This window comes from Kitasatospora sp. NEAU-CNBT7 (assembly GCF_057220535.1).
The window spans coordinates 81,521-106,990 of record NZ_JBXQQB010000017.1 but is presented as its reverse complement, the minus strand read 5'-3'; the positions used below and the strand labels follow the sequence as shown (position 1 = coordinate 106,990).

The window sequence follows — 25,470 nt, the reverse complement described above, 5'->3', positions numbered from 1 at the left end:
GCCGCCCTCCCGTCCCGGCCGGGACGGGAGGGCGGCGGGAGGGCGCGCAGCCGGGATCAGCCGTGTCGGCCGCGGCGCCGCCGCGACAGGTGGAACGCGGTCCCGCCGGCCGCCAGCAGACTGCCCGCGGCCACCCCGACCGGCAGCAGCGCCCCGCTGCCGGTGGACGGCAGCGGCTCGCCCGAGTGGGTGCCGCTCGGGGAGTACGGGTGCGTGGAGCCGCTCGGGTGCGGGCGGCCGGAGGAGTGGCTCGGTTCGGGCGTGTCCGAGCCGGAGGCCGTCGGGGACGGCGTCGGGCTGGGCGTGGGCGTCGGTGTGGACGTCGGACTGCCGGAGTCGGAAGCGCTGGCCGAGGTGGTCGGCGGGGTGGTCGCGCAGTCGGGCAGGTCGCCGTTGAACGGGTAGTTGTGGATCTCGACACCGGTCGAGGCCGAGGTGTGCACCAGGCTGCCCGCCAGGTACACCCGGCCGTCCAGGCCGGGGGTCGACACGGTGGTGGTGCCGGCCCGGTTTCCGCCCAGCACCGAGCCCTGGAACTGCGCACCGCCGGAGATCCGTGCGGTGGTGGCGTTCGGGAAGTTCCACAGCAGCTTCGGGCCGAGCTCGGTGACCGGGTCCCCGGGGAGGCCCGAGCCGGTGTTGGTGTTGACCAGCGCGTCGTCGGCCAGCAGGTTGACGATCACGGTGGCGCCCGCCGGGATGCCCGCGAACACCAGATCGGCGGCCTGCGCGGCGGTGCCGATGGAGCCCGTCACGTTGAAGACCTGCCGGGCGCTGGTGCCGTCGCCGGTGAAGGTGACGGTGGGCGCGGCGGTGGTCACGGTGCCGGTGGCCGTCGCGGTGCCCGCGCACGTCGACAGGTCGGCGATGGTGGTGCGCAGCGACGCGTACCTGTCGCCGGCCGCGGCGTCCTGGATCTGCTGCCCGGGCGGGGTCAGCACGACGCTGCCCGACGTGGTGCCCCGGTAGCGGACGTTGCCCCAGGCGGTGGCGGGGGACAGGTCGCTGCCGCCGATCAGCAGGCTGCTGCCGGCGGCGACGGTCAGGTTGCCGCCGGTGGTGACGTGGTCGCTGCCGTCCGGCGGGGGCACCCGGGAGCCGACCCCGGCCACGCCCATGTTGTAGACCCCGCCGCCGGTCTTGTCGATGGTGAGGTCACCGAGCACCACGACCTGGCCCTCGGCCTCGGCCGCCCGGCCGGTCGCGGTGAACGTCCCTCCGGCGAAGACGCTGATCGAGGCGTCCCGGCCGGCGAAGTTCCCGTTGTGCGCGGGCCGCGGGAAGGGGTCCGGGCACTGCGCGCCGGTGCACGCGCCGAGCGGTGGCGGCAGCGGCGCGGCGCTGATCAGCGCGGCCACCCCGAACAGCGGCGCGGTCAGCCCGGTGACCACCGCCGCGCGGCGCAGCGCCGTTCGGCGCGGCCGGGTGGTGGGCGGCGCGGTGGGCGGGGCGGCGGGCGTGCGGGTCCGTGGTCGCACGGAGGTCTCCAATCCGGTCGGGGAACGGGCATTCGACTGCCACCCAAAGGCCGCCGCTCCCCCGCCCACGGCTGCCACGCCCCGCCGCCGCCCCGATTCATCCGCCCGGCCCCGCCGACCGCGGCGGCCCGACGACGGGTTAGGTTGGTCACGGTCGACAACGGCCAGGGGAGGAACGGCATGCCGAACGGAACCGACGGCCAGTCACCACTCGCGATCGTCGCCACCACCGCCGAGGTGCTCGGGCACCCGGACGCCAGCCGCCAACTGCTGAACCCGATCGAACGGGAGCGGGCCGACCGCTTCCGCCGGGAGTCGACCCGGCGCGACTTCATCGCCGCGCACATCCTGGTCCGGCTGTGCGCCGCCCGGCAGCTCGGCCTGCGGCCCGCCGAGCTCGCCCTGGAGCAGGTCTGCCCGGGCTGCGGGCTGTCCGGCCACGGCCGCCCGGTCCTCACCGACCGGCCCGGTTTCTGGCTCAGCCTCTCGCACACCGCGGGGGTGGTCGCGGCGGCCGCCGGCTGGGCGCCGGTCGGCGTCGACGTGGAGGTGCTGGACCGCCCGCAGCCCGATCCGGCGCTGCTCGCCCGGGTGCTCACCGACGCCGAACAGGTCCAGGTCGCCGGGCATCCCGACCCCTCGTACGCGTTCCTGCGGCAGTGGGTGCGCAAGGAGGCGATGGTCAAGATCGGCCGGGCCGACCTCGACACGCTGGCCTCGCTGGACCTCTCCGCACTGCCCCCCGGCCGGCCGGGCGGCCCGGCCGACGCCGTCCACACCTTCGGGGACCTGCACGTCCTCGACCGGGACGACCGGCTGCGCGGGGCACTGGCGGCGGTCGTCAGCACCGTGCCGGTGGTGGTCGGGACGGCCTGAGCCGGGCCGCTCCCCCGCCCGGCGGGCGCCGGATAAGCGGGTGTTAGCGTGCTGGCGGCCCGCTCCGGGGCCCGGCCGTAGCTCTGCGGCACACCTTTGCGCGTAAGGATTCCCGCACCATGGCCAAGCTCCTGCTGAGCCTGCACGTCCTGGCCTCGGTCCTGTTCATCGGTCCGGTGGCGGTGGCGGTGAGCATGTTCCCGCGCCGCGCCCAGCAGGCGCTGGCGGCCGGTCCCGACCGGGCGGCGGCCGAGGCCTCGGTCCGGCTGCTGCACCGGATCACCCAGGTCTACGCGCTGCTCGGGATCGCCGTACCGGTCCTGGGGGTGGGCACCGCGCAGGTGATGGGCATCATCGGCGAGCCCTGGCTGATCGTCTCGATCGTGCTGACCACGCTGTCGGCGGGCACCCTGCTGCTGTCCGTGGTGCCCGGCCAGCAGGCCACCGTCGACGCGCTGGACGCGGGCGGGCCGGACGCGGGCGAGGCGGCCGGCGAGGAACTCGGCCGGGCCGGGCGCGCCCTGCGGCTGCTCCCGATGACGGCCGGGGTGTTCAACCTGCTGTGGGCCGTGGTGGTGGTCATGATGGTGATCCGCCCCGGCTCCACCACCGGCGCTTAGCACCGCCGCCCGGGGCCTCCCGCACCGGCTCGGCGGCCGACCGACCAGCGAAGGGACCGATCCGCCGTGCCGGACGCCCCCGTGATCCGTCTCGACGAGCCCGGCTCGTTCGCCCGGGACGTCTTCCACCGTCGCCACCCGGTGCTGATCCGCCAGGTGCTGGACGCGCTGCCGTACGGGCCCGCGGAGCGCGCGGCCCTGGAGCGGCTGCTCGCCGAGAGCACCACCGGGGTGCTGGAGCCGCCCGGGCCCGGCGCGCCGGACCGCGGCGAGTGGCTGACCTGGGGTCAGGGACTGTGGGGCACCCGGTGGGAGAGCGCGCCGTTCCTGTGGGCGGAGAGCTGGTTCTACCGGCGGCTGCTGGACGCCACCGGCTTCACCGGCCCCGGCGCCCGGCAGGGCGTCGACCCGTTCGGTCCGCTCAAGGCGGCCGAGCTGGCCGGGCCGGCGGTGGACGAGGAGCTCGCCGCCCTGGACCGGCTGCCCGGGCTGCCGGTGGCACACCGGCGGGCGGCGCTGCTGTCCTCGGCGCTGTGGGGCAACCGGGCGGACCTGAGCTTCGGGATGACCGCCGCGCCGGACGGCGGGCGGGGCGGACTGCTCGCCGACGACGGCGCCCTGCTGTGGGAGTGGCTCGAGCGGCACCCGGGCGGCCGGGTCTGCCTGCTGGCCGACAACGCGGGCCGGGAGCTGCTGCCGGACCTGGTGCTGGCCGACCACCTGCTGACGGCCGGACCGGCCGCCGCGGTCGACCTGTTCGTCAAACCGCAGCCCTGGTTCGTCTCGGACGCCACCGCCGCCGACGTGTTCGCGGCCCTCGCCCGGCTGCGCGAGGCCCCCGGGGAGCAGGCGGCGGCCGTCGGCGGGCGGCTGTGGCGGGCGGTCGCCGACGGCAGGCTGGCCGTGCGCACGCACCCGTTCCTGTGCGCGCCCCTGCCGTTCCACGACCTGCCCGGTGATCTGCGGGCGCGGCTCGCGGGCGCCTCGCTGACGATCGTCAAGGGCGACCTGAACTACCGCCGGCTGGTGGGTGACCGGCGCTGGCCGCCGACCACGCCGTTCGAGCGCGCCGCCGGGCACTTCCCGTCCGCCGTCGCGGCCCTGCGGACGCTGAAGTCCGAGGTGGTGGTCGGCCTCGACGGGGACCGGGTGGCCGGGCTGGAGCGCGGCGGCGAGGCCTGGCGCACCGGCGGCGGGTACGCGGTCGTGCAGTTCCGGCCGCGGGGCTGAAGCCCTCGGGGGTGACCGCCCGCCGGACGACACTGTTGCACATAACTTGCAACTGCAACTTCCATGCCCCAGCATGGTGGCAGCGGGGCCGCCGGGTCGGCCACCGGACGGCACTCCCCAGCGGGGCGCCCGTCCTTCCTGACCGATGATCGTCTTCCCAGCCGGCGCCCGCCGGGACGCAGCCGCCGGCCCCGCGCAGCCCGCCCGCCTGTCCCGCCGCCTGCTTACCCCGCTGCCTGCCGGGGCTCGGCGGCGCCGCGGACCTCCAGCCCGTCCAGCAGCCGCGCGGTGGCCTCGGCGACGGCCTCCACGGCCTCGTCGAAGACCGCCCGGTTGTGCGCGGCCGGAGCGCGGAAGCCCGAGATCTTGCGGACGTACTGGAGGGCGGCGGCGCGGATGTCCTCGTCGGTGACGTCGAGCGCCATCGGCGGCCTGAGGGTCTTGATGCTTCGGCACATGCCCCTAGTCTGCCGCGCCCGCCGCCGGCCGGGGCGGGTCACGGCAGACTCGGCAGCACCACGCCGGCCCGCTTCACCGCCCGCGCCACGATCGCCGTCTCCACCCGGTTGACGCCCAGCGGTCCGAGCGTCCCGGTCAGGAACCGGTACAGGCCCTGGTGGTCGGCGCAGAACACGGTCGCCATCAGGTTGGCCGGACCGCTGGTGGCGAGCACGCCGTGCACCTGGGGGTGGGCCGCCAGCTCCTCCCCGACCGCGGCCAGCCGCCCGGGCGGCACGTCCAGCCACAGGTTGGCGTCGACCGCCATGCCCAGCAGCCGCGGGTCCACCGTGGCGTGGGTGCGCAGCCGGCCGGCCGCGGCCATCCGGTGCAGCCGGCGCCGCACGGTCGACTCGGGCGCGCCCGCGGCGGCGGCCAGCGCGGCGTGGGACTGCCGGGCGTCGGCCGCGAGGGCGGCCAGCAGCCGCAGGTCCAGCGCGTCCGGCTCGGGCGGCGGCGTACCGGCCGGTGCGGGGTCGGCCGCCGGCGGGGCGAGGGCCGCCTCCTGCCCGGGGTCCAGCCAGCCGGCCCGCCAGTGGCCCGCGTCCGCGAACAGGTGCAGGACCGCGTGCGCCGCCGTCTCCACCACCGCTCCGGTGGCGGGCAGTTGGGTGTGCAGCAGGTGGTCCCGGGCGCCGCCGTCGGCGAGCACCACGGCGCCGATCTCCTGGCCCCCGAGCATCACGTCGACGAACGGCACGTCCGGGCGGGCCGCCAGCGCCTGCGCGATCGTCCGGACCTTGCCCTTGAGCACCCGGACCCGCAGCAGGACGGCGCCCATCGCGGCCTCGCGCGCGTCCGGCATCAGCACCACCTTGACCAGACCGGTGCCGGTCAGCCGGGACAGCCGGCGGGTGACGGTACGGGCGGAGACCCCGAGCACCTCCGCGATCCGGCCGGTCTCGGCCCTCCCGTCGACCTGGAGCGCGCAGACCAGCTGCCGGTCCAGCAGGTCGAGCATCTTGGCGGGATCCGCCGCATCCGTGTCCATGGTGTCCGATCTCCGCAGCATCACCGCCGCCGTACGTCCCCGGCGGCCGGATCCACGGTACTTCTTGTCCGCCGGGCCGACGAGGGCCGGACGATCACGACTCAGGAACGGGAGTACCGGGATGGACCTGCTGGCCGATGTGGTGGAGGCCGTGCACGAGGTGGGTGCGCACCTGGCGCGCGGGCAGCGGCCGGAGCCGCTGCCCGCGGCGACGGTCGCCGAGGCGATGGCCGGCTTCGCCGCCGTCGACGGCCCGGCGGCCGAGCTGCTGCGGGGGCGGCTGACCGCGCTGTACCCGCGGGCGCGGTGGTGCGAGGACGAGCTGGACGACGCGGTGCCGGCCGACGGCGAGTGGTGGAGCTGCGACGCCACCGACGGCGCGGTGCAGTACCTGAGCGGCCTGGCGCACTGGGCGGTCACCGCGACCCTGGTCCGCGACGGCGAGCCGGTGCTGGCGGTGGTGCACGCGCCGCTCCAGCGGCTCACCTACACCGCGGTGGACGGCGGCGGCGCCCGGCTCGGCGGCCGTCCGGTCGCGCCCCTCACCCGGGAGCTGGCGGTGGCCGTCGCGGCGGGCGGTCACCCGCCGACCGCCGGCCAGGACCCGGTGGCCCGGCGGCGGGCCGGCGAGTCGCTGACCGCGGTGCTGCCCCGGGTGCTCGCCGTCCGCAACCTCGGGCCGACCTCGCTGCAGGTCGCCCAGGTCGGCTCCGGCCACCTGGGCCTGTTCTGGGAGTACGGGCCGGACGCCGTCAACCTGCTGCCGGGCGCGCTGATCGCCCGGGAGGCGGGCGCCGCGGTGACCGACGCACAGGGCCGGCCGTGGACGGCCCGGGCGGACAGCTTCGTGGCGGCCGCGCCGAGCCTGCACCGGGAGCTGCTGGACGTGCTCAGCCAGGTGGGGTGAGCGGCAGCGGGACGGGCGCGGGCGGGACGGGCGCGGGCGGGGTGAGCGCGAACAGCCGGGCGGCGTTGTGGTGGCAGACCGCCCGCAGCCACCCGTCGCCGAGGCCGAGGCGGGCCAGCCCGTGCAGCGCGTGCGGATAGCCGTACGGAATGTTCGGGAAGTCGGTGCCGAACAGCACCCGGTCCCGCAGGGCCGCCAGGCGCGGGAGTTCGGCGGGCGGGAAGGGGGCGGTCAGCTCGGTGAAGTCGGTGAACACCATGGTGGTGTCCAGGTGGACGTGGTCGTACCGCTCGGCGAGGCCGAGGAAGTCGGCGTACTCCGGCAGCCCGAGGTGCGCCACGATCAGCCGCAGCCGCGGATGGCGGGCCAGCAGCGCGCCGACCGGCCCCGGGCCGGTGTGCTTGCCGGGCGCCGGGCCGGAGCCGCAGTGCACCACCACCGGGGTGCCGCTGTCCGCCAGCAGGCCCCAGACCTCGTCCAGCAGCGGGTCGTTGGGGTCGTAACCGCCCACCTGGAGGTGCGACTTGAACACCCGGGCACCGCGTTCGAGGGCCGCCGCCACGTACCGGTGGGCGTCCGGCTCCGGGAAGAAGGTCGCGGTGTGCAGGCAGTCGGGGGTGCGGGCGGCGAAGTCCGCGGCCCAGGAGTTCAGCCAGGCGGCCATCGCGGGCTTGTGCGGGTACAGCATCGCGGTGAACGCCCGGACCCCGAACCCCCGCAGGGTGTCGACGCGTTGCTGCTCGTCCTGGCGGTAGCGGATCGGCCAGGGCCGGCCGGTGAGCGGCCCGGCCGAGTCGAAGTACGCCCACACCTTGGCCAGCACCCGGTCCGGCATGAAGTGCGTGTGCACGTCGACCAGGCCGGGCAGGCCCAACTCCCGCCAGAACGCCCGGACCTCGGCCCGCTCGGCGGCCCCGGACGCCGCCGTCACAGCCGGACCCGGCCCAGCACGGCCGCGGTGTCGGCCCCGACCGGCAGGGTCCCGAAGGCCGCGCCGTGGTCGCCGCCGAGCCGGGAGGCGCAGAAGGCGTCGGCCACCGCCGGGTCGCCGTACCGGATCAGCAGCGAGCCCTGGAAGGCCAGCGCCATGGACTCCACCAGGCGGCGGGTGCGGTACTCGAGCTCGGCACGGTCGCCGAGCTGCTTGCGCAGGGCGGCGGCGGCGGCGTCGAGGCGGCGGTCGGCACCGGCGGCGAGGTCGAGCTCGCCGAGGAAGGCGTCGACGGTCTCCGGGCTGCGGGCCATGGCGCGCAGCGCGTCCAGGGCGGCGACGTTGCCGGAGCCCTCCCAGATGGAGACCAGCGGCGCCTCGCGGTAGAGCCGGGGCATCCCGGACTCCTCCACGTAGCCGTTGCCGCCCAGGCACTCCAGCGCCTCGGCGGCGTGCGCCGGACCGCGCTTGCACACCCAGTACTTGGCGACGGCGAGGCCGAGCCGCCGGACCAGCGCCTCGTTGCCGTCGCCCGCCAGGGCCCGGTCGGTGGACTCGGCCAGCCGCATGGCGACCGCGGTGGCGGCCTCGGACTCGACCACCAGGTCGGCCAGCACGTTGCGCATCAGCGGCTGGTCGACCAGCGCGGCGCCGAACGCCCGGCGGTGGGTGGCGTGGTGGATCGCGCGGACCGCGCCGTAGCGCATCCCGGCGGCCGCGCCGATGGTGCAGTCGAGCCGGGTCATGTTGACCATCTCGATGATGGTCGGCACGCCCCGGCCCTCCTCGCCGACCAGCAGGCCGACCGCGCCGTCGTACTCGATCTCGGCGGAGGCGTTGGACTTGTTGCCGAGCTTGTCCTTGAGCCGCTGCAGCAGCAGCCGGTTGCGGCTGCCGTCGGGCAGCACCCGCGGCAGCAGGAAGCAGCTGAGGCCGCCGGGCGCCTGGGCCAGCGTCAGGAAGACGTCGGACATCGGGGCGGAGGTGAACCACTTGTGCCCGGTCAGCCGGTAGCTGCCGTCGGGCTGCGGGGTGGCGGTGGTGGTGTTGGCGCGGACGTCGGAGCCGCCCTGCTTCTCGGTCATCGACATGCCGGCGATCAGGCCGCGCTTGGCGGACGGCTCGCGCAGGCCGAAGTCGTACTCCCGGGAGGCGAGCAGCGGCTCCAGCCACTCGGCCAGCGCCGGGGTGGTGCGCAGCGCGGGGACCGCGGCGTAGGTCATCGAGACCGGACAGGTGTGGCCGGCCTCGACCTGGCTCCAGACGTGGAACTTGGCGGCCCGGGCGGTGTGCGCGCCGGGGCGCTCCTCGCGCCAGGGCGCGGCGTGCAGGCCGTGGCCGACGGCGACGCCCATCAGCTCGTGCCAGGCGGGGTGGAACTCGACCTCGTCGATCCGGTGGCCCCAGCGGTCGTGGGTGCGCAGGACGGGCGGGTGCTCGTTGGCCAGGCGCCCCCACTCCCCGGCCTGCTCGGAGCCGGCCAGCACGCCGAGTTCGTGCAGCTCGGGCTCGGCCCAGCCGGCGCCGGCCCGGTGCAGGGCGGCGAGCAGGGTCGGGTCGGCGGCGACGTCGTGGCCGTACGGGGCGGGCACCTGGTTGGTGACCTCGTGGGTGGCGGGCATCAGCCTTCTCCTCGGTTCGTCGGGGCGGGCGCCGGATCGCGGTCGCCGAGTGCGCGCATGGCGAAGGTGACCAGGGCGGGGATCACGTCGTCGGGGTGGCTGCCGCCTTCGCACAGCGGGCCGACCAGGGCCTCGCCGACCGCGCCGACCAGCGCGGCGGCGGTCATCGCGGGGTCCTGTTCGGGGAGGATGCCGTCGGCGAGGGCCTCGGAGATCTGGGCGGCGAACAGGTCGCGGAAGGCCCGGCGGAAGATCAGCCGCTCGGCGTCGACGATCGCGTCGGCCGGTTCGGCGAGCAGGGCGTAGGCCAGCCGGGGCGCCTTGAGCGCGCGGGCGGCGAAGGTCTCCACGATGGCGGCGATCCGCCGGTGCGGGGTGGACTCGCGGGCGAGTGCCTCGGTGACGGCGGCCAGTTCGCGGCCCACGGTGACCCGGAAGAGTTCGACGGAGAGCTCGGCCTTGCCGGCGAAGTGCTGGTACATCGAGCCGGTGGCGATGCCCGCCCGGTGGGCGACGGCCGCCATCGAGCAGCCGCCGTAGCCGCGCTCCGAGAGCAGGTCGACGGCGGCCAGCAGCACCGCCTCGCGCTGTGCGTCCAGCCGGGCCTGTACGGCGGGGGTTCGTCGGTATGCCACGGAAAGAATTGAAGCACTGATTCACTTCTTCGAACAGGGGGCGCCCCGGGCGGCGCGCCCCGGGCCGCCCGCCGGAGGGGGACGGGCGGCCCGGGGCCGGCGCGACCGCGGCGCCGCGGCCGCTACGGCCGGGGCAGCACGCAGCCCGCGAGGGTCAGGTCGAGCCGGTTGCCGGGGGCGAAGCAGGCCGGGATGCCGTAGGTCTCCTCGGCGTAGTTGATGCCCTGGCGGACCGTCACGTTGCCGTTCTGGTCGACCTCGCACGGGTTGTTGTCGGTGCAGCGCTCGCCGTCCTCGTTGCCCGTGTTGTTGACGGCCGTCACCAGGCCGGTGGCGGTGTCGATGACGGGCGAGCCGGAGGTGCCGCCGATGGTGTTGCAGCTGGAGGTGTAGCGGACCGAGTCCTTCCAGGTCCACGCCCCCTCCTTGAGCCGGTAGGCGAAGCCGTCGATGTTGCAGGAGTAGGTGCGCTTCCAGTAGCCGGAGACCACCTTGATCGCCGCGCCCTGGGTCGGGTGGCCGGCCGAGATGGTCAGCGGGCTGATCCCGTACCGGGACTGGATGCTCGCGTAGGTGCTGGTCAGCTGGTAGATCGAGATGTCGGTGTCGGTCATCGTGCCGTAGACGATCTTGTTGGCGCGGACCGTGCCGAGGCTGCCGCCGGTGGCGCTGAGCAGGGTGAAGCTCCGGCTGGAGGAGCGGTTGACGAGCACCTGGCCGGGGCCGGGGAAGCCGGTTTCGAGGCAGTGCCCGTTGGAGAGGATGAGGGCCGGGTCCGCGGTGGTGGAGTTGGGGAGCCGCACCAGGGAGCCGGAGCAGTTGCTGAGCGCCACCGTGCCGGCGTAGGTGACGGCGGCGGAGGCGGCCGCGGCGGGGGACGCGCCGGCCAGCGCGGTCGCGCCGGAGAGCAGCAGGGCGGCGCAGGACGCGCCGATGAGCGGCTTCTTCATGAGAGTGCCTCTCGGTGTGGGGGTCCTCAAAATTTGACGCGGCCATGACGACCTGTCAATACCGCGGCCCCTACCACCGCGCCCGCCCCGGACGCCCCGTCACCCCTCGCGCCAGTGCCGCCGCCCGACGCTGATCAGCCGCAGCCGGGTGCGCGCGGTGCGGGCGACCTCCCGCTCGCCCTCCGGACCGGCCTCCAGGAAGGCCGTCGCGGAGGTCACCAGCAGGTCGACGTAGAGCTCGGCGAGCATCCGGACCTCCTCCGCCGACCACCCCCGCGACACCGGCTGAGCAGCCAGCGCCCCGGCCACCTCGTCGGCGAACCGGCGCAGTTCGGCACCGATCGCCTCCCGCACCTCGCGGACCCCGCCGTGCCGCTCGCGCGCCAGGAAGCGTACGTGCGCCCGGTGCTCCCGCACGTGCGCGGCGACCACCTCCACCGCGCTGTCGATCAGCGCCTCCGGGTCCTGCTGCCCCCGCTGCTCGGCGAAGGCGCCGCGGATCATCCCGTGCAGGCTGGCGAGCGACTCCTCCACCAGCGTGACGCCGAGTTCGGACATGCCGCTGAAGTGCCGGTAGAAGCCGGCCGGGGACATCCCCGCCGCCCGGGTCACCTCGCGGACGCCGAGGCCGCTCAGGTTCTGCTGCTCCAACAGGTGCAGGCCCGCGTCGAGCAGGGCGCGCCGGCTCTGCAGCTTCTGGGCCTGCCGCACCCCTACACCGTTCTCACTGTGACTCACATCATTCAGTAAACAACTGTTTGCCGAGTCGGGGAAGCGTAGAGTGGGGAATGTCAGCGAACAGTTGTCAGCTGAAACTCCCCGGAGGCCGCCATGCTCCTCTTCGCCCTCGTCCTGCTCGGCGTCCTGGCCGGCGCCGCGGTGCACACCTCGATGCCGGTCTTCCTGCTCGCCGCCGGCGCCATCGGCGCCTGGCTGCTGCTCTTCGGCGCCCGCGAGCACCTGCCGCGCCTGCGCCGGCACTGAACCCAAGCGGCCGACCCGACCCGGCCGACCGGACCCAGCCGACCCGCCCTCAGGAGACCCGCCGTGAACCCCACCGCGCACAACCTCCCCCGCACCCGGTTCGAGGCCGACCAGATGGCCGTCGCCTCCTTCGTGCTCGCCCTGCCGGGCCTGCTCCTGCTCAACCTGGTCCTCGGCCCGATCGCCATCACGCTCGCCACGCTGGCCCTGGTGCGCGGCACCACGCGCCGAGGGCGGGCCCTGCTCGGGCTCGCCCTCGGCGTGGCCGATCTCGCGGTCCTGGCCGGCGCCCTGGTGGCCGGCCACGGCACCCTGCTCCAGCTGGGCTGAGCGGCGCCTCAGGCCGCCGGCGCCGTCCACTTCTGGTTGGCCGCGCCCGTGCAGGTCCAGATCTGCGCCCGGGCGCCGTTGGCGGAACTGTTGTCCGTCACGTCCAGGCACCGGCCCGCGGCCGGGTTGACCAGGTCGTGCGAGGCGGCCGAGTAGGTCCAGCGCTGCGCGCCGGTCCCGTTGCAGTCGTAGAGCTGCACCTTGCTGCCGTCCGCCGTCGCACCGCCCGCCACGTCGAGGCACTTGCCGAGCGCCCGGACGCTGCCATCGGCACCGAGGCTCCAGCGCTGGGCGTCGGTGCCGTTGCAGTCGTAGAGCTGGACGGCGGTCCCGTTGGCCGTCGAACCGGCCGCCACGTCGAGGCACTTGCCCGCCAGTCCGGTGATCGGCCCGGAGCCGCCGCCACCGCCGCGCCCGCTCCAGGTGAAGGTCGCGGAGGTCCGCGCCGGCAGGCTGTACGAGAAGTTCTGTCCGCCCCAGGTCACCCGGACCGTCTGCGCCGAGCCGCTGTCGTTGTACGCCACCAGCGCCTTCGAGCCGTCCGGGTTGAGCCAGGCGACGTTCGGCACGGCCTGGTTCGCGGTGGAGGCGATCCGGTACGCGCCGGGCTTCACGAACTTGGTGAGGTGGCCCATCGTGTAGTACTCGACCGTGTAGTCCACCTGGCCGCTGCGCCCGTCCCCGTCGTGCACCGTGACCAGTCCTGTGCAGGTGCCGCAGCCGCCGTAGTGCGGGCCCATGTCCTGGTCGACGGCCAGGCTCCACTTGGTCACCGACTTCCCCCAGTTGCGGGTGTAGTCGATGATGTTGTGCATGTCCTCGCGCTGCTGGTCGCCGATCCAGGTGCCGCCGGAGTGCTCGGTGTCGAAGGCGTCCAGCGCGGGGTACCGGTCGTGCACGGTGGTCTGCGCGGAGACGTCGCCGCCGTAGCCGTGCCAGGCGATGCCGCCGAAGTTGGGGTGGCTGCGGATCGCCGGGTCGTCGACGGTCGGGGCGGCGTACGCCCCGTACTGGTCCCAGTTCCAGTCCAGCGCCAGGACCTTGGCCGACAGGCCCGCGTTCTGCAGCGCGGGCAGCAGCCGGCCGGTGAAGTACTGCAGGCCGGAGCCGTTCCAGCTCATCGACGGGTAGCCGGCGCAGCAGGTGGGCTCGTTCTGCACGGTCACGTAGTTCACCGGGACGCCCTGCGCCTGGTACGCCTGGAGGTACTTGACGAAGTACTGGGCGTACGCGTCGTAGTACTCGGCCTTGAGCCAGCCGCCGTTCAGGCTGCCGCTGTCCTTCATCCAGGCGGGCGCGGTCCAGGGCGAGGCCATCACGGTGAGCGCCGGGTTGAGCTGCCGGGCCTGCCGGGTGAGCGGCAGCACGTCGGCGAGGTCGTGGGCGACGGAGAAGCCGGCCAGCGCGGGGTCGCTCTGCCCGGCCGGGAGGTCGTCGTAGGTGTAGCCGTAGCGGGCGAGGTCGGAGGAGCCCATCGGGTTGCGGACGAAGGACAGCCCGATGCCGTCGGTGGGCGAGAACAGTCTGCGCATCGCGTCGTCCCGGGCGGCCGGGGTGAGCGCGCCGCTGCCGTTCAGCAGCCAGGCGGCGGTGTCGGTGAAGGAGGCTCCGCCGCCGGTGAACTGCTGGTAGCGGGTGGACTCGTCCACCGCGATCTGCTGACCGCCGCTGCCGGTGCCGGCGGTGAACGCGGTCGGCTGCTGCGGCTGCAGACCGCGGGTGACGTGGCGTCCGCCGGCGTCGTCGGTGGTGGTCAGCCAGATCGAGACGGGTTCGCCCGCCGCGCGGGCGCTGCCGGCGCCGGCCAGCAGACCGGTGGCGGCCAGCGCGCCGGCCAGCAGGGCGGCGGCGGTGCGGCGGGGACGGGCGGCATGGGGGTGCCTGGGCATGTCGGCTCCGCCTTTCGGTGGCCGAGAGGTGGGGTGGTGGGGCGATGGGGTGCGATTCAACTCCTGGACACGTCAAAGCGTCAAGGCTTTGGTCTGAACCAATTGTCGTCAACCTGTGAAGGCTCAGCTCAGGGCATTTCGCAGTGATCGTTCGAGAATTGACACCTGATCAGTTAGGAAAGGTTCCCAACGGTAACCCTTGACGGCACCTCCGGCGGCTAGTTGACTCCGGTGCCACCTCCCCGCGCACCTCTCCTCCGACGATCCGTCAGAGGCCGTTCCCCCATGGCCCGCCCCCCACATGGTCCCCAGGAGGACTCCCGTGCCACGTCGCTCACGCCTGGCCGCCGCCGTCGCCCCGCTCGCCCTTGCCGCCGGCACCCTGCTGGCCGCCGCACCACCCGCGAGCGCGGCCGCCGCCCCCGGCCCGGGCTTCCCCGCGCAGTACGCCGCCCCCTACGTCGAGACCTGGGGCTCCCCCGGCGCCCTCGCGAACGCCCGGTCCGCCACCGGGCTCAAGTACTTCACCCTCGCGTTCGTCATCAGCGACGGCAGCTGCAACGCCACCTTCAACGGCAACACCCCCGTCACGGACGCCGGTTGGACCTCCGCCGTGAACAGCCTGCGGGCCGCCGGCGGCGATGTGATCGCCTCCTTCGGCGGCGCCGCCGGCACCGAGCTCGGCCAGGCCTGCACCTCGGTGAGCAGCCTGAAGGCCCAGTACAAGAAGGTCGTCGACGCCCTCAACCTGACCAAGATCGACCTCGACATCGAGGGCGGCGCGCTCGGCGACACCGCCGCCAACGACCGCCGCAACCAGGCCCTCGCCCAACTCCAGCAGGAGTACGCCGCCGCCGGCCGGACCCTCGCCGTGCACTACACGCTGCCGGTCGACCCCACTGGGCTGGAGGCCGATTCGATCAGCCTGCTGAACAACGCCAAGAGCCGGGGCCTGAACGTCGGCGTGGTCAACATCATGACGATGGACTACGGCCCCACCCTCGACATGGGCAGGGCCGCCACCGACGCCGCCACCGCCCTGCACACCCAGCTCGGGCAGATCTGGACCACCAAGACCTCCCAGCAGCTGTGGGCGATGGAGGGCAACACCCCGATGATCGGCGTCAACGACTCCACCAACGAGGTCTTCACCACCGCCGACGCCGCCACCGTGGAGAGCTTCGCCGCGAGCAAGGGCATCCAGCTGCTCGCCTTCTGGGCGCTCGGCCGGGACAAGGCCTGCGCGGTCGACGGCACCCTCTCGGACTCGTGCAGTGGCACCCCGCAGAGCGCCTATCAGTTCGCCCGTACCTTCAACGGGATCACCGGCGGCAGCACCCCGCCCGGACAGCGGACCGGACAGATCACCGGATACGGCGGCAAGTGCGTCGACGTCGCCGCCGCGGCCACCGCCAACGGCACCGCCGTCCAGCTCTACGACTGCAACGGCACCGCCGCGCAGAACTGGACCGTCGCCACCGACGGCTCCGTGCGGGCGCTCGGCAAGTGCCTGGACGTGACCAGCGCCGGTACCGCCAACGGCACCAAGATCCAGCTCTGGGACTGCAACGGCACCGGCGCCCAGAAGTGGCAGCCCGGCACCGGCTCCACGCTGGTCAACCCGGCCTCCGGCCGCTGCCTGGACGCCACCGGCCCCAGCTCCGCCAACGGCACCCGGCTGCAGATCTGGGACTGCTCCGGCGCCGCCAACCAGCAGTGGCACCTGCCGGCCTGACCCCCCGATGGCACCCCCGCGCGGGTGCGGCCCGGCAGCGCTCGCAGCGCCGCCGGGCCGCACCCGGGCCGGACCGGTCAGACCGCCAGGGCCTTGATGGCGGTGGGGGCGTGGCCGGGCTCGGTGGCCAGCTCCTCCCACTCGTTGACCGCGTCGATGCCGGCGCCGCCCATCGAGATGTTGGTGACCCGCTCCAGGATGGCCTCGACCACGACCGGGACGCGGAACTCGGCGGCCAGCTTCTTGGCCTCCTCGAAGGCGGGCAGCAGCTGGTCCGGCTCGGTGACCCGGATCGCCTTGCAGCCGAGGCCCTCGACGACCTTGACGTGGTCGACGCCGTAGACGCCCAGCTCCGGGGAGTTGATGTTCTCGAACTCCAGGTTGACCTGGAAGTTGATGTCCAGGTTGCGCTGGGCCTGGCGGATCAGCCCCAGGTAGGCGTTGTTGACCAGCACGTGGACGTACGGGATCCGGTGCTGGGCGCCGACCGCGAGCTCCTCCAGCATGAACTGGAAGTCGTAGTCGCCGGAGAGCGCGACGACCGGGGTCTCGGGGTCGGCGGTGGCGGCGCCGAGCGCGGCCGGGATGGTCCAGCCGAGCGGGCCGGCCTGGCCGCAGTTGATCCAGTGCCGCGGCTTGTAGACGTGCAGCATCTGCGCACCGGCGATCTGGGACAGGCCGATGGTGGTGACGTACCGGGTCTCCGGGCCGAAGGCCTTGTTCATCTCCTCGTAGACGCGCTGCGGCTTGAGCGGCACGTTGTCGAAGTGGGTGCGGCGCTGCAGCTGCGCCTTGCGCTCCTGGGTGGAGGCGGCCCAGGCGCTGCGGTCGGGCAGGCTGCCGGCGGCCTTGAGCTCCTTCGCGACCTCGACGAACAGCTCCAGCGCGGCCTTGGCGTCGGAGGCGATGCCGAAGTCCGGGGCGAAGATCTTGCCGAGCTGGGTCGGCTCGATGTCCACGTGGACGAAGGTGCGGCCGCGGCGGTAGACGTCGAGGGCGCCGGTGTGGCGGTTGGCCCAGCGGTTGCCGATGCCCAGGACGAAGTCGGACTCCAGGAAGTTGGCGTTGCCGTAGCGGTGCGAGGTCTGCAGGCCGACCATGCCGGCGTTGAGCTCGTGGTCGTCGGCGATGATGCCCCAGCCCATCAGGGTGGGGATGACCGGCGTGCCGGTCAGCTCGGCGAACTCCACCAGCAGGTCGGCGGCGTCGGCGTTGATGATGCCGCCGCCGGCCACGATCAGCGGGCGCTCGGCGGCCAGCAGGAAGCCGATCGCCTTCTCGATCTGGGCGCGGGTCGCGGCGGGCTTGTAGACCGGCAGCGGCGCGTAGGTCTCCGGGTCGAACTCGATCTCGGTCAGCTGGACGTCGATCGGCAGGTCGATCAGGACCGGGCCGGGCCGGCCGGAGCGCATCAGGTGGAAGGCCTGCTGGAAGACGCCGGGGACCTGGGCGGCCTCCAGGACGGTGGTGGCGGCCTTGGTGACCGGCCGGGCGATCGAGGCGATGTCGACGGCCTGGAAGTCCTCCTTGTGCAGGACCGCGGTCGGGGCCTGGCCGGTGATGCACAGGATCGGGATGGAGTCCGCGATGGCCGAGTACAGGCCGGTGATCATGTCGGTGCCGGCCGGGCCGGAGGTCCCGATGCAGACACCGATGTTGCCGGCCTTGGCCCGGGTGAAGCCCTCGGCCATGTGCGAGGCGCCCTCGACGTGGCGGGCGAGCGTGTGGCGGATCTCCCCCGAGGCCTTGAGGGCCGCGTAGAACGGGTTGATGGCAGCGCCCGGCACGCCGAACGCGACCTCAACGCCTTCGCGCTTGAGGATCTCCACTGCCGCGCGGGCGGCTGTCATACGAGGCATCGGGTTTCTCCTGCGTCCGGCCCGAGATGGTCGGGGGCTCCTCCGCCGCGGGCCGCCGACTGCCAGCGTTTCCACGATGCGGAAGAATAGTTTTGGTATGCGAAAGCAAAGTAAGCCGACCCCCGCGCGGCCGTCAAGGGGAGTCCGCCCGCACCCCGACCGTCGCCCCCGGTCACCGCACCCCGCTCGGCACACCTGCGCACCCGCCGCACCCGCCCCGGCGCGCGCGGCGGCGGCCGACGGCAGGAGGCCGCCACAATGGGGTCCGGACGACGGGCGGGCGAGGGGACGAGGGACGCGATGGCCCACATCACGGTGAGCGCACTGAGCCACGACGGTCTGCTGCGCGACCACAACGAGGACAGCCTGGTGATCGGCCCGTGGACGGTCTGCGGCACGGTCACCGAGAGCCCGCAGACGCTGCTCTTCCCGCTCGGCAGCCCGTGCCTGGTCGCGGTCGCCGACGGGCTCGGCGGCCACCCGGGCGGCGAGGTCGCCAGCGCGCTGGTGGTCCGCCGGCTGGCGTCGCTCGGCACCGGGCTCGCGGGCGAGGAGGCGGTCCGCGAGGCCGTACTGGCCTGCAACCAGGAGGTGTTCGAGGCCGCCGAGCAGGCGCCGCACCTGATCGGGATGGGGACCACGCTGGCCGGCCTGGTGGTGACCGGCACGGAGGTGATCGTCTTCAACGTCGGCGACAGCCGGGTCCTCGACGCCGCGGGCGGCACCCTGCGCCGACTGAGCACCGACGACAGCCCGCCGCCGGCCCCCGGGCAGCGCACCACCAACATCGTCACGCAGACCCTGGGCGGCTCAGTCTCACCGCGCACCGTCGAACCGCACGTCACCAGCCACCCGCTGCCCGCCACCGGCGGGCGCTACCTGGTCTGCAGCGACGGCCTGACCGACCCGGTGACGGACGAGGAGATCATCCGCATCCTGGCGGAACCCTCCGACGACCGGGCCGCCTTCGAACTCTGGCGGGCCGCGATCGAGGCGGGCGGCCCGGACAACATCACCCTCGCCCTGGTCACCGTCCACCTCGACGACTGACCCGGCCCCGCGCCGGGCCGCCGGACACCCCTCCCCGCCCGCCGGGCAGCTGGTTCGCACACCTCCCGCCCTTTCCCGCGAAGGCCCGGCCCCGGGGGCGGCGATCGGGGGTGGGTAGAATCCGGGACGGGCCGTATGGCCTGATGCGCCATCATCCGACCGCGGGCCGGGCTCCGGCCCGCGCGGCGGCCGACCAGGGGGAGATCCGACATGACCGACGTACGGATACCGGCGGCACCCACCGGGCCCGCACCCGCGCTCCGGCCGGGCACCGCGGCCCGCGACGGCGGCCGGTGGCGGGCCGCCCGCCGCGCGGCGGCGATCCTGCTGGGCGCGCGCCGGCTGCGGACGGTCCCGGTGGGACGCCCGGCCCGGGAGAGCGACTACCGCTGACGACCGGCGGACGCCCGGCCCGACCGGCGGACGGCCCGGCGGGCGCCGTGCGGGTCTCAGGCCGCCCGCACGTCCACCGGGGCGCAGGTCGGGCAGCCGGACCCGGGGTGCCGCTGGGCCGGTACCCGCGGCGCGGTGGACATCCGGCCCGCCAGGGCGGCCGACGCCCCGGCCGGGTACCCGGCGGTCGCCGCCCGTCCGGTCACGGCCGAGCAGGTCAGGGCCCGGGCGCGCAGCCGCGCCGGGTCGTCGAGCAGGCTCTGCTCCCGGGCGAACGACCGCAGCAGCGGGTGGTACCCGTAGCAGCCCGGCGCCGGGGCGGCCAGCAGGTGGGCGTCGACCAGCCGGTCGAGCAGCTCCTCGGTCCGGGCGGTGGCCTCGTCCAGCGCCGCAGCGGCGGCCGCCAGGGTGATCACGGGCGCGTCCGACCAGGCCAGCAGCCGGAACGCGCGGGCCTCGTCCGGGTCCAGCGCCCGATGGCTGCGGGCGATGCTGCCGCGCACGTCGAGGCCGCCGATCCGCAGCTCGTCCAGCGGCCGGCCGCCCTCGGACAGCCGGTCCGCCAGGTCGCGCACGGTCCACGCCGGCCGGGCGACCAACCGGGCCGCGCCCGCCCGGACGGCCAGCGGCAGCCGGCCGCAGGCCGCCACCACGTCCGCCGCCGCCCGCGGGTCGGCCGCGGCCCGCTCCGGACCGATGATCCGCCCGAACATCAGCCGGGCCTCCGGCTCCGCGGGGAGGCCGAGCCCCAACTGCCGGGCGCCGGCCACGTCCGCCAGCAGGCCGCGGCTGGTGATCAGCACCGCGGCGGCCGGGTCCGCCGGCATCAGGTGCCGCACCTGGGCGCCGTCGCGGGCGTCGTCCAGCACGACCAGCAGCCGGCGCCCGGCCAGCACCGACCGGTAGAGCGCGGCGCGGGCGCCGGTGTCCGCGGGCAGGGCGTCCGCCGCCACCCCGAGGGCCAGCAGGAAGGACGCCAGCACCGCACCGGGGTCGACCGCGGCGCCGGTACCGCCGAGCTCGGCGTACAGCACCCCGTCCGGGAACGCCGCCGCGGAGAGGTGCGCCGAACGCACCGCGAGCGCGCTCTTCCCCACCCCTGGCTGGCCGGAGACCGCGATCACCGCGGGACAGCCGCGCTCCTGGACCAGGGCCTCGGAAATCTGCCGGATCTCCGTCTCCCGGCCGGTGAAATCCGCAATATCGGGCGGAAGCTGAAACGGGATCACCGGGAGAGTGCGCTCCTCCGGCGCCAATGCCCCGTGCAATTCCCCCCCTCCGGTGAATTCCCGGCCGGCGGCGTTCTCCCCGATCGCCGCCGACCCCTTCACCTCCGCCCGACCGCTCGCCCGCACCGGGCCGCTCGCCCGCATCGGACCGCTCGCCCGCACCGGGCCGTTCGTCGCCGCCGGGGCGGTGAGGGTCGCCGGATCGGGCCGCCGCGGGGCGACCGGCTCGTCCCGGAGGATCACCTGGTGCACCTCGCGGATGTCCGCCCCGGGCTCCACCCCGATCTCGTCCACCAGGGTCCGGCGGACCTGCTGGTAGACGCCGAGCGCCTCGGAGCGGCGGCCGCTGCGGTACAGCGCGGTCATCAGCTGGGCCCACAGCCGCTCGCGGCCGGGGTGCTCCGCGGTGAGCGCCCGCAGTTCGGCGACCACGGCCGGGTGGCGGTCGAGCCGCAGCTCGGCCTCGACCCGGGCCTCGACGACGTCCAGGCGGCCCTCGTTCAGGCGGTCCGCCTCGGACTGGTGCAGCAGGTCCGACGGCACGTCGGCCAGCGCGGGCCCGCGCCACAGCCCGAGCGCCGCCCGGAGCAGCCCGGCCGCCTGCTCGCACTCCCCCTCGCGCAGCGCCGCCACCCCCTGGGCGCGCAGCGCGTCGAACCGGTGGATGTCGAGCTCCCCCGGCTCCACCTCGATCAGATAGCCGCCCTCACCCGTCCCGATCCGCTCGCCGGCCTCCCCCAGGCCGCGGCGCAGCCGCATCACGTAGTTGCGCAGGGTGGTCGAGGCGCTGGGCGGCGGGGCGAAATTCCAGATGGTGTCGGCCAGGACATCGGCCGGCACCACCTGTCCCGGCCGCAGCAGCAGGGCGGCCAGCAGCACCCGCTGTTTGGCCGCCGGGACGACACGGACGCCTGAACCGTCCCGGACCAGCAGCGGTCCAAGAACGCAGAACTCCATCTACCGGCTCTCCCTCCGGGATCCGGCCCCGGAGTGACGGGGCCCGGATCACCGCTGACGATCAACGCCTCCGTTTCTATCGAGCGGGCGAGTTGTCCAGCGCCGCTCAAGCCTCCGGTCAATCAATGGCGGACAATCCGCGCCGGTTCTGTCCCGGTTCGGGAGGGTATGGGGAGCGTCAGCCCGTGCGGGGGAACCCGCAGGCGGCGATCGAGGCGGCGGCCGCCTCGGCCGCGCTCAGCTCCGCGGCGGGCAGCTCGCCCTCGACCCCGGGACGGTAGTGCCGGGCGTCGTAGATCCCGGTCGGCCCCTCCCCGCCCATGCAGGCGACCGCGACGACCGTGATGTCCCCCTTCTGCGCCAGCTCGGACCGCACCGGGCCGAGCCGCCAGTTCTGCACGAAGCCCGGATGGTCCTTCTGGTCGGTGAACCCGATCTGCTGCCACTGCGGATTGGGCGCCGCGAGGCCACCGGCCACGAAATACCCGGCGTATCCCACGATCCCCAATTGCGCACCGGACGCCCGGAGTTCCACCGTATCCATACTACCCATCGGCTGGGAGACCGTAAAGGATATCGCGGACGGCATTCCCACGCCGCCCTGACAGTCCGTCGGCTTCATCCCCTTCGGCGGATTTCCGTGAATGACCGCCGACGAGGTGACCCCGCCGCCGCGCACCTGGAACCACCGCATGTCCGGGGTGCCCGAGGTGCCGTCGCTGACCACCTCGCCGATGCAGTAGCCCATGAACTCCACCCGGCAGCCCGGCGTGTACTGCTGCAGCGTCTCGGCCGTGATGCTCGGCTGCGCCCGCACCCGGGTGGTGGTGAGGTACGTGGTGCCGGAGAACGCACCCGGGCCGCCGTAGTCCGCGCACGGCGGCACCACCGTGGCGCTCGGCGTCACCCCCGCGGAGGCGGCGGCCCCCGAGGCCGACCGGCCGAGCATCTTGGGCAGCACCAGCGCACTGACACCCACGGCCAGCGCCACGACCACCACCGTCAGGACCGCCGGCAGCCGGCGGAACCGGCCCGCCTCGACGGCGTCCTCGGAGCTCTCGCCCAGGGCCGGGGGCAGTACCTCGCCACCGTCGTCGGCCAGCCCGTCCACCGGCCCGCCGGCCGGCCCGGGTATCCGCTGCCGCTCCCGCCCCTCTTCACGCCCCCGCCCCGGCCCGGGTTCGGGTTCCGGCTCGGGCTCGGGCTCGGGCTCGGGTTCGGGTTCGGACTTCGACGCGGGCGCCGGCTCGGACTCGGGCTCGGACTTCGGCGCGGGCTCGGGCCCGGCCGGGGCAGCACCGTCCTCCGGGGCCTCCGCCTCCGCCCGACGTTCGGTCAACTCCTGCTCCAGGGCGTGCCATCGATGCTCCCAGAGCTCGACGTCACCACCGCAGGCGCCGACGTACGCGAGGGTGACCTCCAGGCTCGGCTGCCGCACGCCACCGGCGGCGTCGCTGAGCGTGGTGGCGCCGAACCCGGCCCGGGCGGCCAGAACGCGGTAGGTCGGGCTCCCGGCATCCTCCCGCACGGCTCTCAGGTCGTACGCGAACGCCTGGAGCGGGCCTTCGGTCGGATCGATGGGGCGGGGCTTGCGAGCCAACGCGTCTCCTAGCCTCTACTCGAACGCCGCAGCGGTGCGAGGGCCGGGGGTGCCCGTCCGCACGGCGCAAGCTGACCAGGGCAACCTACAAGTCGCCGCGTCAGTCGTGCTGCACCGGCCGGGGGCTGACACACCCACAGGGCCAGGAGCTGGGAAACGACAGGGGTGCGCCGGCGGAAGAAGTCCCACCGGCGCACCCGCGTCCGAACGGCCGTCCGACATCGGTTCGTACCGGATTCATCGAGGGTGCCACCCTCGGTCCGGTTCACGCGTGCCGGGCGCCGCCGGTCGGGCACCTGCGGTCCGGCCTGTCCACTCCCCCGTGGTGCCAGGCCGGACCGGTCACCGACCGGTCGGCTACCGCCGTCCTGAAAGAGGCGGAGTGCTGCCGGGTCGCCCCGTGCCAACCGGTCGCCGCACCGCCTTCGACCATGGTGGTGCACCGGCGTATCGCCGAGGTCGCGCGACGGTATCCGGGCGGCCCGCCGCCCACCGGGCCGCGCCCCGCGCTCCCGCGCACGCCGGGCCGGTGAAGGGCCGGTGCGGGCCGGTGCGGGGCGGTGCCGTATGGGGCGGTGCGGCCGCGTCGCCGTCCGGGAACGACAGGAGCCCCGAACCGGGAACGGTTCGGGGCTCCTGTGCTGTTCACCTGCTGTGGGCGCAGACGGTTTCGAACCGCCGACATCCGCCTTGTAAGGGCGGCGCTCTACCGCTGAGCTATGCGCCCGCGTGCCGCGGATCCGGTGGCCCGGCCGTACGGCGACAGCCAAGAGTACCTGGTCCGGCGGCGGCCGTGCCGCCGCCTTTGCGGGCGGTACCTCCCGGGGGTGCCGGTGGGGTGCGGAGATCGGCAAGAATGGGCGCACGGATGAGGCGTACGGAGCTGGAGAGGGAGCGCGGAGTGAGGGTGGCCGGCGGTGGCGGCGGGCGGGGCGGCTGGTGGCGTCGGAGCGACAACCTGCGGGCGGACGCGAAGGCCGCCCGGGATGCCGCCCAGGAGGCCTTCTACGAACTCGACTCCACCCAGCGCGAGGTCCAGCTCGCGGTCGAGACGGTCCGCGCGGTCGAGGACGAGCAGACCGTGCGGCGCACCCAGGCCGACTTCCAGCAGATCTCCGCCCGGGTGGACGAGGTGACCGTCGGCTACCTGGCGGCGCTCGACGCGCACGACCTGGAGGCCGAGGAACTGGAGTCCTCGACCGCCGCCCGGGCCCGGCAGCAGCTGGAGCAGGCGCAGCGGCAGCTCGACGCCGCGCGCGGCGAGCTGACCGGCTTCCTGGGCCGGCTGCAGCCGCTGGTGGACCGCGCCGAGGCCCAGCTGATGAAGGTGACCCCGGCGGTCGAGCAGGCCAAGCGGTCACTGCTGGGGGCGACCACGGCACTGGAGTCGGTCCGTGAGGCCGGGATGCGGGCGGACGACCTGGCGGCCCGGCTGGCCGAGCTGGCCCCGGAGCTGACCCGGCTGAACGAGGGCGCGGGCCGGCACGGCGTGCAGGACACCCTGCGCCGGGCCGAGGACGTCCGGCGGCGCGCCGACGCGGTCCGCGACGAGGCCGGGCAACTGCCCGAGCGGGCCCGCGAGATCGACCGCCGGGTGGGCAGCCTGCGGACCAGGATCCAGGCGCTCGAGACCCGTTCGGCGAGCGTGGAGCCGGCCCTGAGCGAGCTGCGCCGCCGGTACGCGGTGGCCTGCTGGCAGGACCTGCAGCACGTACCGGCGCAGATCCCGGAGGCGGTGCGGACGGCACAGGCGAAGCTGGCCGAGGCGGTGCGGGCGCGCGACGAGCAGCGCTGGCCGGACGCGACGGCGGCGATCGGTACGGTCCGGGCGCTGCTGGACACCGCGGAGGGCTCGGTGGCCGCGGTGACCGACCGGCTGCGGCAGCTGACCGAGGTGGAGCACGATCCGCAGCGGGAGATCGACCGGGCCCGGTTCGCACTGCGGGACGCGCAGCGGCTGGCGATGTCCGGGCGCCAGACGCCGGACCCGCGGCACGCGGCGCCGCTCGACGCGGCGGTCGGCCGGCTGGACCGGGCGGTGGCCCAGCTGGAGGAGGCGGGCAGGCACCCGGACTACTGGCACTTCCTGACCGAGCTCGAGGGGGTGCGCCGGACGGCGGCCGAGGTGGTGGCGATGATCCGGGGCAGCCACTGACGGCATTCCGGTGGTACCGGACTCCACCCTACCCGCGAGTAACTTGCTTGCTAGAGTGACCGCATGGCACGAAAGAGACAGCTCTCCGCGTCCACCTTCCGGCGCGTGCTCACCATCTGGCCGCCGTACCTGTTCGCCGGCATCCGGGTCATCCGGCTCGACCCGGACTTCCGGACGGCCAGGGTCCGGCTGCGCCTCGGGCGCCTGAACCGCAACTACGTCGGCACCCACTTCGGCGGCTCGATCTTCTCGATGACCGACCCGTTCTGGATGCTGCTGGTGATGCAGAACCTCGGGCCCGGCTACCTGGTCTGGGACAGCGCCGCCGAGATCGAGTTCGTCTCGCCGGGCCGGGGCGACATCTTCGCCGACTTCCACCTCACCGACGACCGGCTGGCCGAGATCCGCGACCTGACCGCGGAGGGCAAGAAGGCGCTGGTGTGGTTCGACACCGAGGTCCTGGCGGCCGACGGCACGGTGGTGGCCCGCGTGCGCAAGCAGATCTACGTCCGCCGCAAGCCCGCCACCACCTGACCGCCCCCCAGGGGCGC

The 25,470-nt window shown here is 74.6% G+C and carries 23 protein-coding genes and 1 tRNA gene; 11 read left to right on the top strand and 13 right to left on the bottom strand.

Annotation, left to right across the window (positions count from 1 at the left end; genetic code table 11):
- Window positions 1–56 precede the first annotated feature (56 nt).
- Complete coding sequence (locus tag AC2TEW_RS22340) at window positions 57–1,478, bottom strand: choice-of-anchor A family protein (protein ID WP_484625098.1); 1,422 nt, start codon at window positions 1,476–1,478, stop codon at window positions 57–59.
- 180 nt (window positions 1,479–1,658) lie between these two features.
- On the opposite strand from AC2TEW_RS22340, the gene AC2TEW_RS22335 reads away from it, so the two are divergent.
- From AC2TEW_RS22335 to AC2TEW_RS22325, 3 genes are all read left to right on the top strand, one after another.
- On the top strand, window positions 1,659–2,354 hold the full coding sequence (locus AC2TEW_RS22335) for a 4'-phosphopantetheinyl transferase family protein (protein ID WP_484625097.1): 696 nt from the start codon (window positions 1,659–1,661) through the stop codon (window positions 2,352–2,354).
- 119 nt (window positions 2,355–2,473) lie between these two features.
- A complete protein-coding gene (locus AC2TEW_RS22330) occupies window positions 2,474–2,974 on the top strand; it encodes a DUF2269 family protein (protein ID WP_484625096.1) in 501 nt (166 codons plus the stop codon).
- Window positions 2,975–3,040: 66 nt separating this feature from the next.
- On the top strand, window positions 3,041–4,204 hold the full coding sequence (locus AC2TEW_RS22325) for a damage-control phosphatase ARMT1 family protein (RefSeq protein ID WP_484625095.1): 1,164 nt from the start codon (window positions 3,041–3,043) through the stop codon (window positions 4,202–4,204).
- Between the two features lie 224 nt (window positions 4,205–4,428).
- On the opposite strand, the gene AC2TEW_RS22320 is transcribed toward AC2TEW_RS22325, so the two are convergent.
- Window positions 4,429–4,662: a DUF2277 domain-containing protein gene (locus tag AC2TEW_RS22320; RefSeq protein ID WP_484625094.1), complete on the bottom strand. Its 234-nt coding sequence runs from the start codon at window positions 4,660–4,662 to the stop codon at window positions 4,429–4,431.
- A 38-nt stretch (window positions 4,663–4,700) separates the two neighbouring features.
- Window positions 4,701–5,693: an Lrp/AsnC family transcriptional regulator gene (locus AC2TEW_RS22315; protein ID WP_484625093.1), complete on the bottom strand. Its 993-nt coding sequence runs from the start codon at window positions 5,691–5,693 to the stop codon at window positions 4,701–4,703.
- A 121-nt stretch (window positions 5,694–5,814) separates the two neighbouring features.
- On the opposite strand from AC2TEW_RS22315, the gene AC2TEW_RS22310 reads away from it, so the two are divergent.
- Complete coding sequence (locus AC2TEW_RS22310) at window positions 5,815–6,600, top strand: inositol monophosphatase family protein (RefSeq protein WP_484625092.1); 786 nt, start codon at window positions 5,815–5,817, stop codon at window positions 6,598–6,600.
- On the opposite strand, the gene AC2TEW_RS22305 is transcribed toward AC2TEW_RS22310, so the two are convergent.
- The 5 genes from AC2TEW_RS22305 to AC2TEW_RS22285 form a co-directional block, all read right to left on the bottom strand.
- Window positions 6,584–7,531 (bottom strand): amidohydrolase family protein, encoded by a 948-nt coding sequence (locus tag AC2TEW_RS22305; protein ID WP_484625091.1) that lies wholly within the window; start codon window positions 7,529–7,531, stop codon window positions 6,584–6,586. The two genes, AC2TEW_RS22310 and AC2TEW_RS22305, sit on opposite strands and share 17 nt — an antisense overlap.
- A complete protein-coding gene (locus tag AC2TEW_RS22300) occupies window positions 7,528–9,153 on the bottom strand; it encodes an acyl-CoA dehydrogenase family protein (RefSeq protein WP_484625090.1) in 1,626 nt (541 codons plus the stop codon). The genes AC2TEW_RS22305 and AC2TEW_RS22300 overlap by 4 nt, the downstream gene beginning before the upstream one ends.
- Complete coding sequence (locus AC2TEW_RS22295) at window positions 9,153–9,788, bottom strand: TetR/AcrR family transcriptional regulator (RefSeq protein ID WP_484625089.1); 636 nt, start codon at window positions 9,786–9,788, stop codon at window positions 9,153–9,155. Before AC2TEW_RS22295 ends, AC2TEW_RS22300 begins: the two co-directional genes overlap by 1 nt.
- Before the next feature lie 122 nt (window positions 9,789–9,910).
- Window positions 9,911–10,738, bottom strand: a complete 828-nt coding sequence (locus AC2TEW_RS22290) for a S1 family peptidase (protein ID WP_484625088.1) — start codon at window positions 10,736–10,738, stop codon at window positions 9,911–9,913.
- Between the two features lie 99 nt (window positions 10,739–10,837).
- Window positions 10,838–11,476, bottom strand: a complete 639-nt coding sequence (locus AC2TEW_RS22285) for a TetR family transcriptional regulator (RefSeq protein ID WP_484625087.1) — start codon at window positions 11,474–11,476, stop codon at window positions 10,838–10,840.
- 93 nt (window positions 11,477–11,569) lie between these two features.
- Between AC2TEW_RS22285 and AC2TEW_RS22280 the strand changes: the two genes are divergently transcribed.
- Together AC2TEW_RS22280 and AC2TEW_RS22275 are read left to right on the top strand one after the other, a co-directional pair.
- Entirely contained in the window at window positions 11,570–11,722 is a 153-nt protein-coding gene (locus tag AC2TEW_RS22280; RefSeq protein ID WP_033820724.1) for a hypothetical protein, read from the top strand.
- Between the two features lie 114 nt (window positions 11,723–11,836).
- The gene (locus AC2TEW_RS22275) at window positions 11,837–12,052 is read left to right on the top strand and encodes a DUF4190 domain-containing protein (protein ID WP_484625166.1); all 216 of its coding nucleotides are present in this window, start codon (window positions 11,837–11,839) and stop codon (window positions 12,050–12,052) included.
- 8 nt (window positions 12,053–12,060) lie between these two features.
- Here AC2TEW_RS22275 and AC2TEW_RS22270 read toward each other — a convergent pair whose 3' ends face one another.
- Window positions 12,061–13,941 (bottom strand): ricin-type beta-trefoil lectin domain protein, encoded by a 1,881-nt coding sequence (locus tag AC2TEW_RS22270; protein ID WP_484625086.1) that lies wholly within the window; start codon window positions 13,939–13,941, stop codon window positions 12,061–12,063.
- A 322-nt stretch (window positions 13,942–14,263) separates the two neighbouring features.
- Between AC2TEW_RS22270 and AC2TEW_RS22265 the strand changes: the two genes are divergently transcribed.
- Window positions 14,264–15,676, top strand: a complete 1,413-nt coding sequence (locus AC2TEW_RS22265; RefSeq protein WP_484625085.1) for a ricin-type beta-trefoil lectin domain protein — start codon at window positions 14,264–14,266, stop codon at window positions 15,674–15,676.
- A 77-nt stretch (window positions 15,677–15,753) separates the two neighbouring features.
- Here AC2TEW_RS22265 and gcl read toward each other — a convergent pair whose 3' ends face one another.
- A complete protein-coding gene (gcl, locus tag AC2TEW_RS22260; RefSeq protein ID WP_484625084.1) occupies window positions 15,754–17,535 on the bottom strand; it encodes a glyoxylate carboligase in 1,782 nt (593 codons plus the stop codon).
- A gap of 300 nt (window positions 17,536–17,835) precedes the next feature.
- On the opposite strand from gcl, the gene AC2TEW_RS22255 reads away from it, so the two are divergent.
- Both AC2TEW_RS22255 and AC2TEW_RS22250 read left to right on the top strand, forming a co-directional pair.
- The gene (locus AC2TEW_RS22255; protein WP_484625165.1) at window positions 17,836–18,585 is read left to right on the top strand and encodes a PP2C family protein-serine/threonine phosphatase; all 750 of its coding nucleotides are present in this window, start codon (window positions 17,836–17,838) and stop codon (window positions 18,583–18,585) included.
- Between the two features lie 210 nt (window positions 18,586–18,795).
- Window positions 18,796–18,978: a hypothetical protein gene (locus tag AC2TEW_RS22250; protein WP_484625083.1), complete on the top strand. Its 183-nt coding sequence runs from the start codon at window positions 18,796–18,798 to the stop codon at window positions 18,976–18,978.
- A 56-nt stretch (window positions 18,979–19,034) separates the two neighbouring features.
- On the opposite strand, the gene AC2TEW_RS22245 is transcribed toward AC2TEW_RS22250, so the two are convergent.
- From AC2TEW_RS22245 to AC2TEW_RS22235, 3 genes are all read right to left on the bottom strand, one after another.
- The gene (locus AC2TEW_RS22245; protein WP_484625082.1) at window positions 19,035–21,164 is read right to left on the bottom strand and encodes an AfsR/SARP family transcriptional regulator; all 2,130 of its coding nucleotides are present in this window, start codon (window positions 21,162–21,164) and stop codon (window positions 19,035–19,037) included.
- A 178-nt stretch (window positions 21,165–21,342) separates the two neighbouring features.
- On the bottom strand, window positions 21,343–22,764 hold the full coding sequence (locus AC2TEW_RS22240) for a helix-turn-helix domain-containing protein (RefSeq protein WP_484625081.1): 1,422 nt from the start codon (window positions 22,762–22,764) through the stop codon (window positions 21,343–21,345).
- Between the two features lie 655 nt (window positions 22,765–23,419).
- Window positions 23,420–23,491 (bottom strand) — tRNA-Val (locus AC2TEW_RS22235).
- A 141-nt stretch (window positions 23,492–23,632) separates the two neighbouring features.
- On the opposite strand from AC2TEW_RS22235, the gene AC2TEW_RS22230 reads away from it, so the two are divergent.
- Both AC2TEW_RS22230 and AC2TEW_RS22225 read left to right on the top strand, forming a co-directional pair.
- Window positions 23,633–24,919, top strand: a complete 1,287-nt coding sequence (locus AC2TEW_RS22230; protein ID WP_484625080.1) for a hypothetical protein — start codon at window positions 23,633–23,635, stop codon at window positions 24,917–24,919.
- 63 nt (window positions 24,920–24,982) lie between these two features.
- A complete protein-coding gene (locus tag AC2TEW_RS22225; RefSeq protein WP_484625079.1) occupies window positions 24,983–25,453 on the top strand; it encodes a DUF4442 domain-containing protein in 471 nt (156 codons plus the stop codon).
- Window positions 25,454–25,470 lie beyond the last annotated feature (17 nt).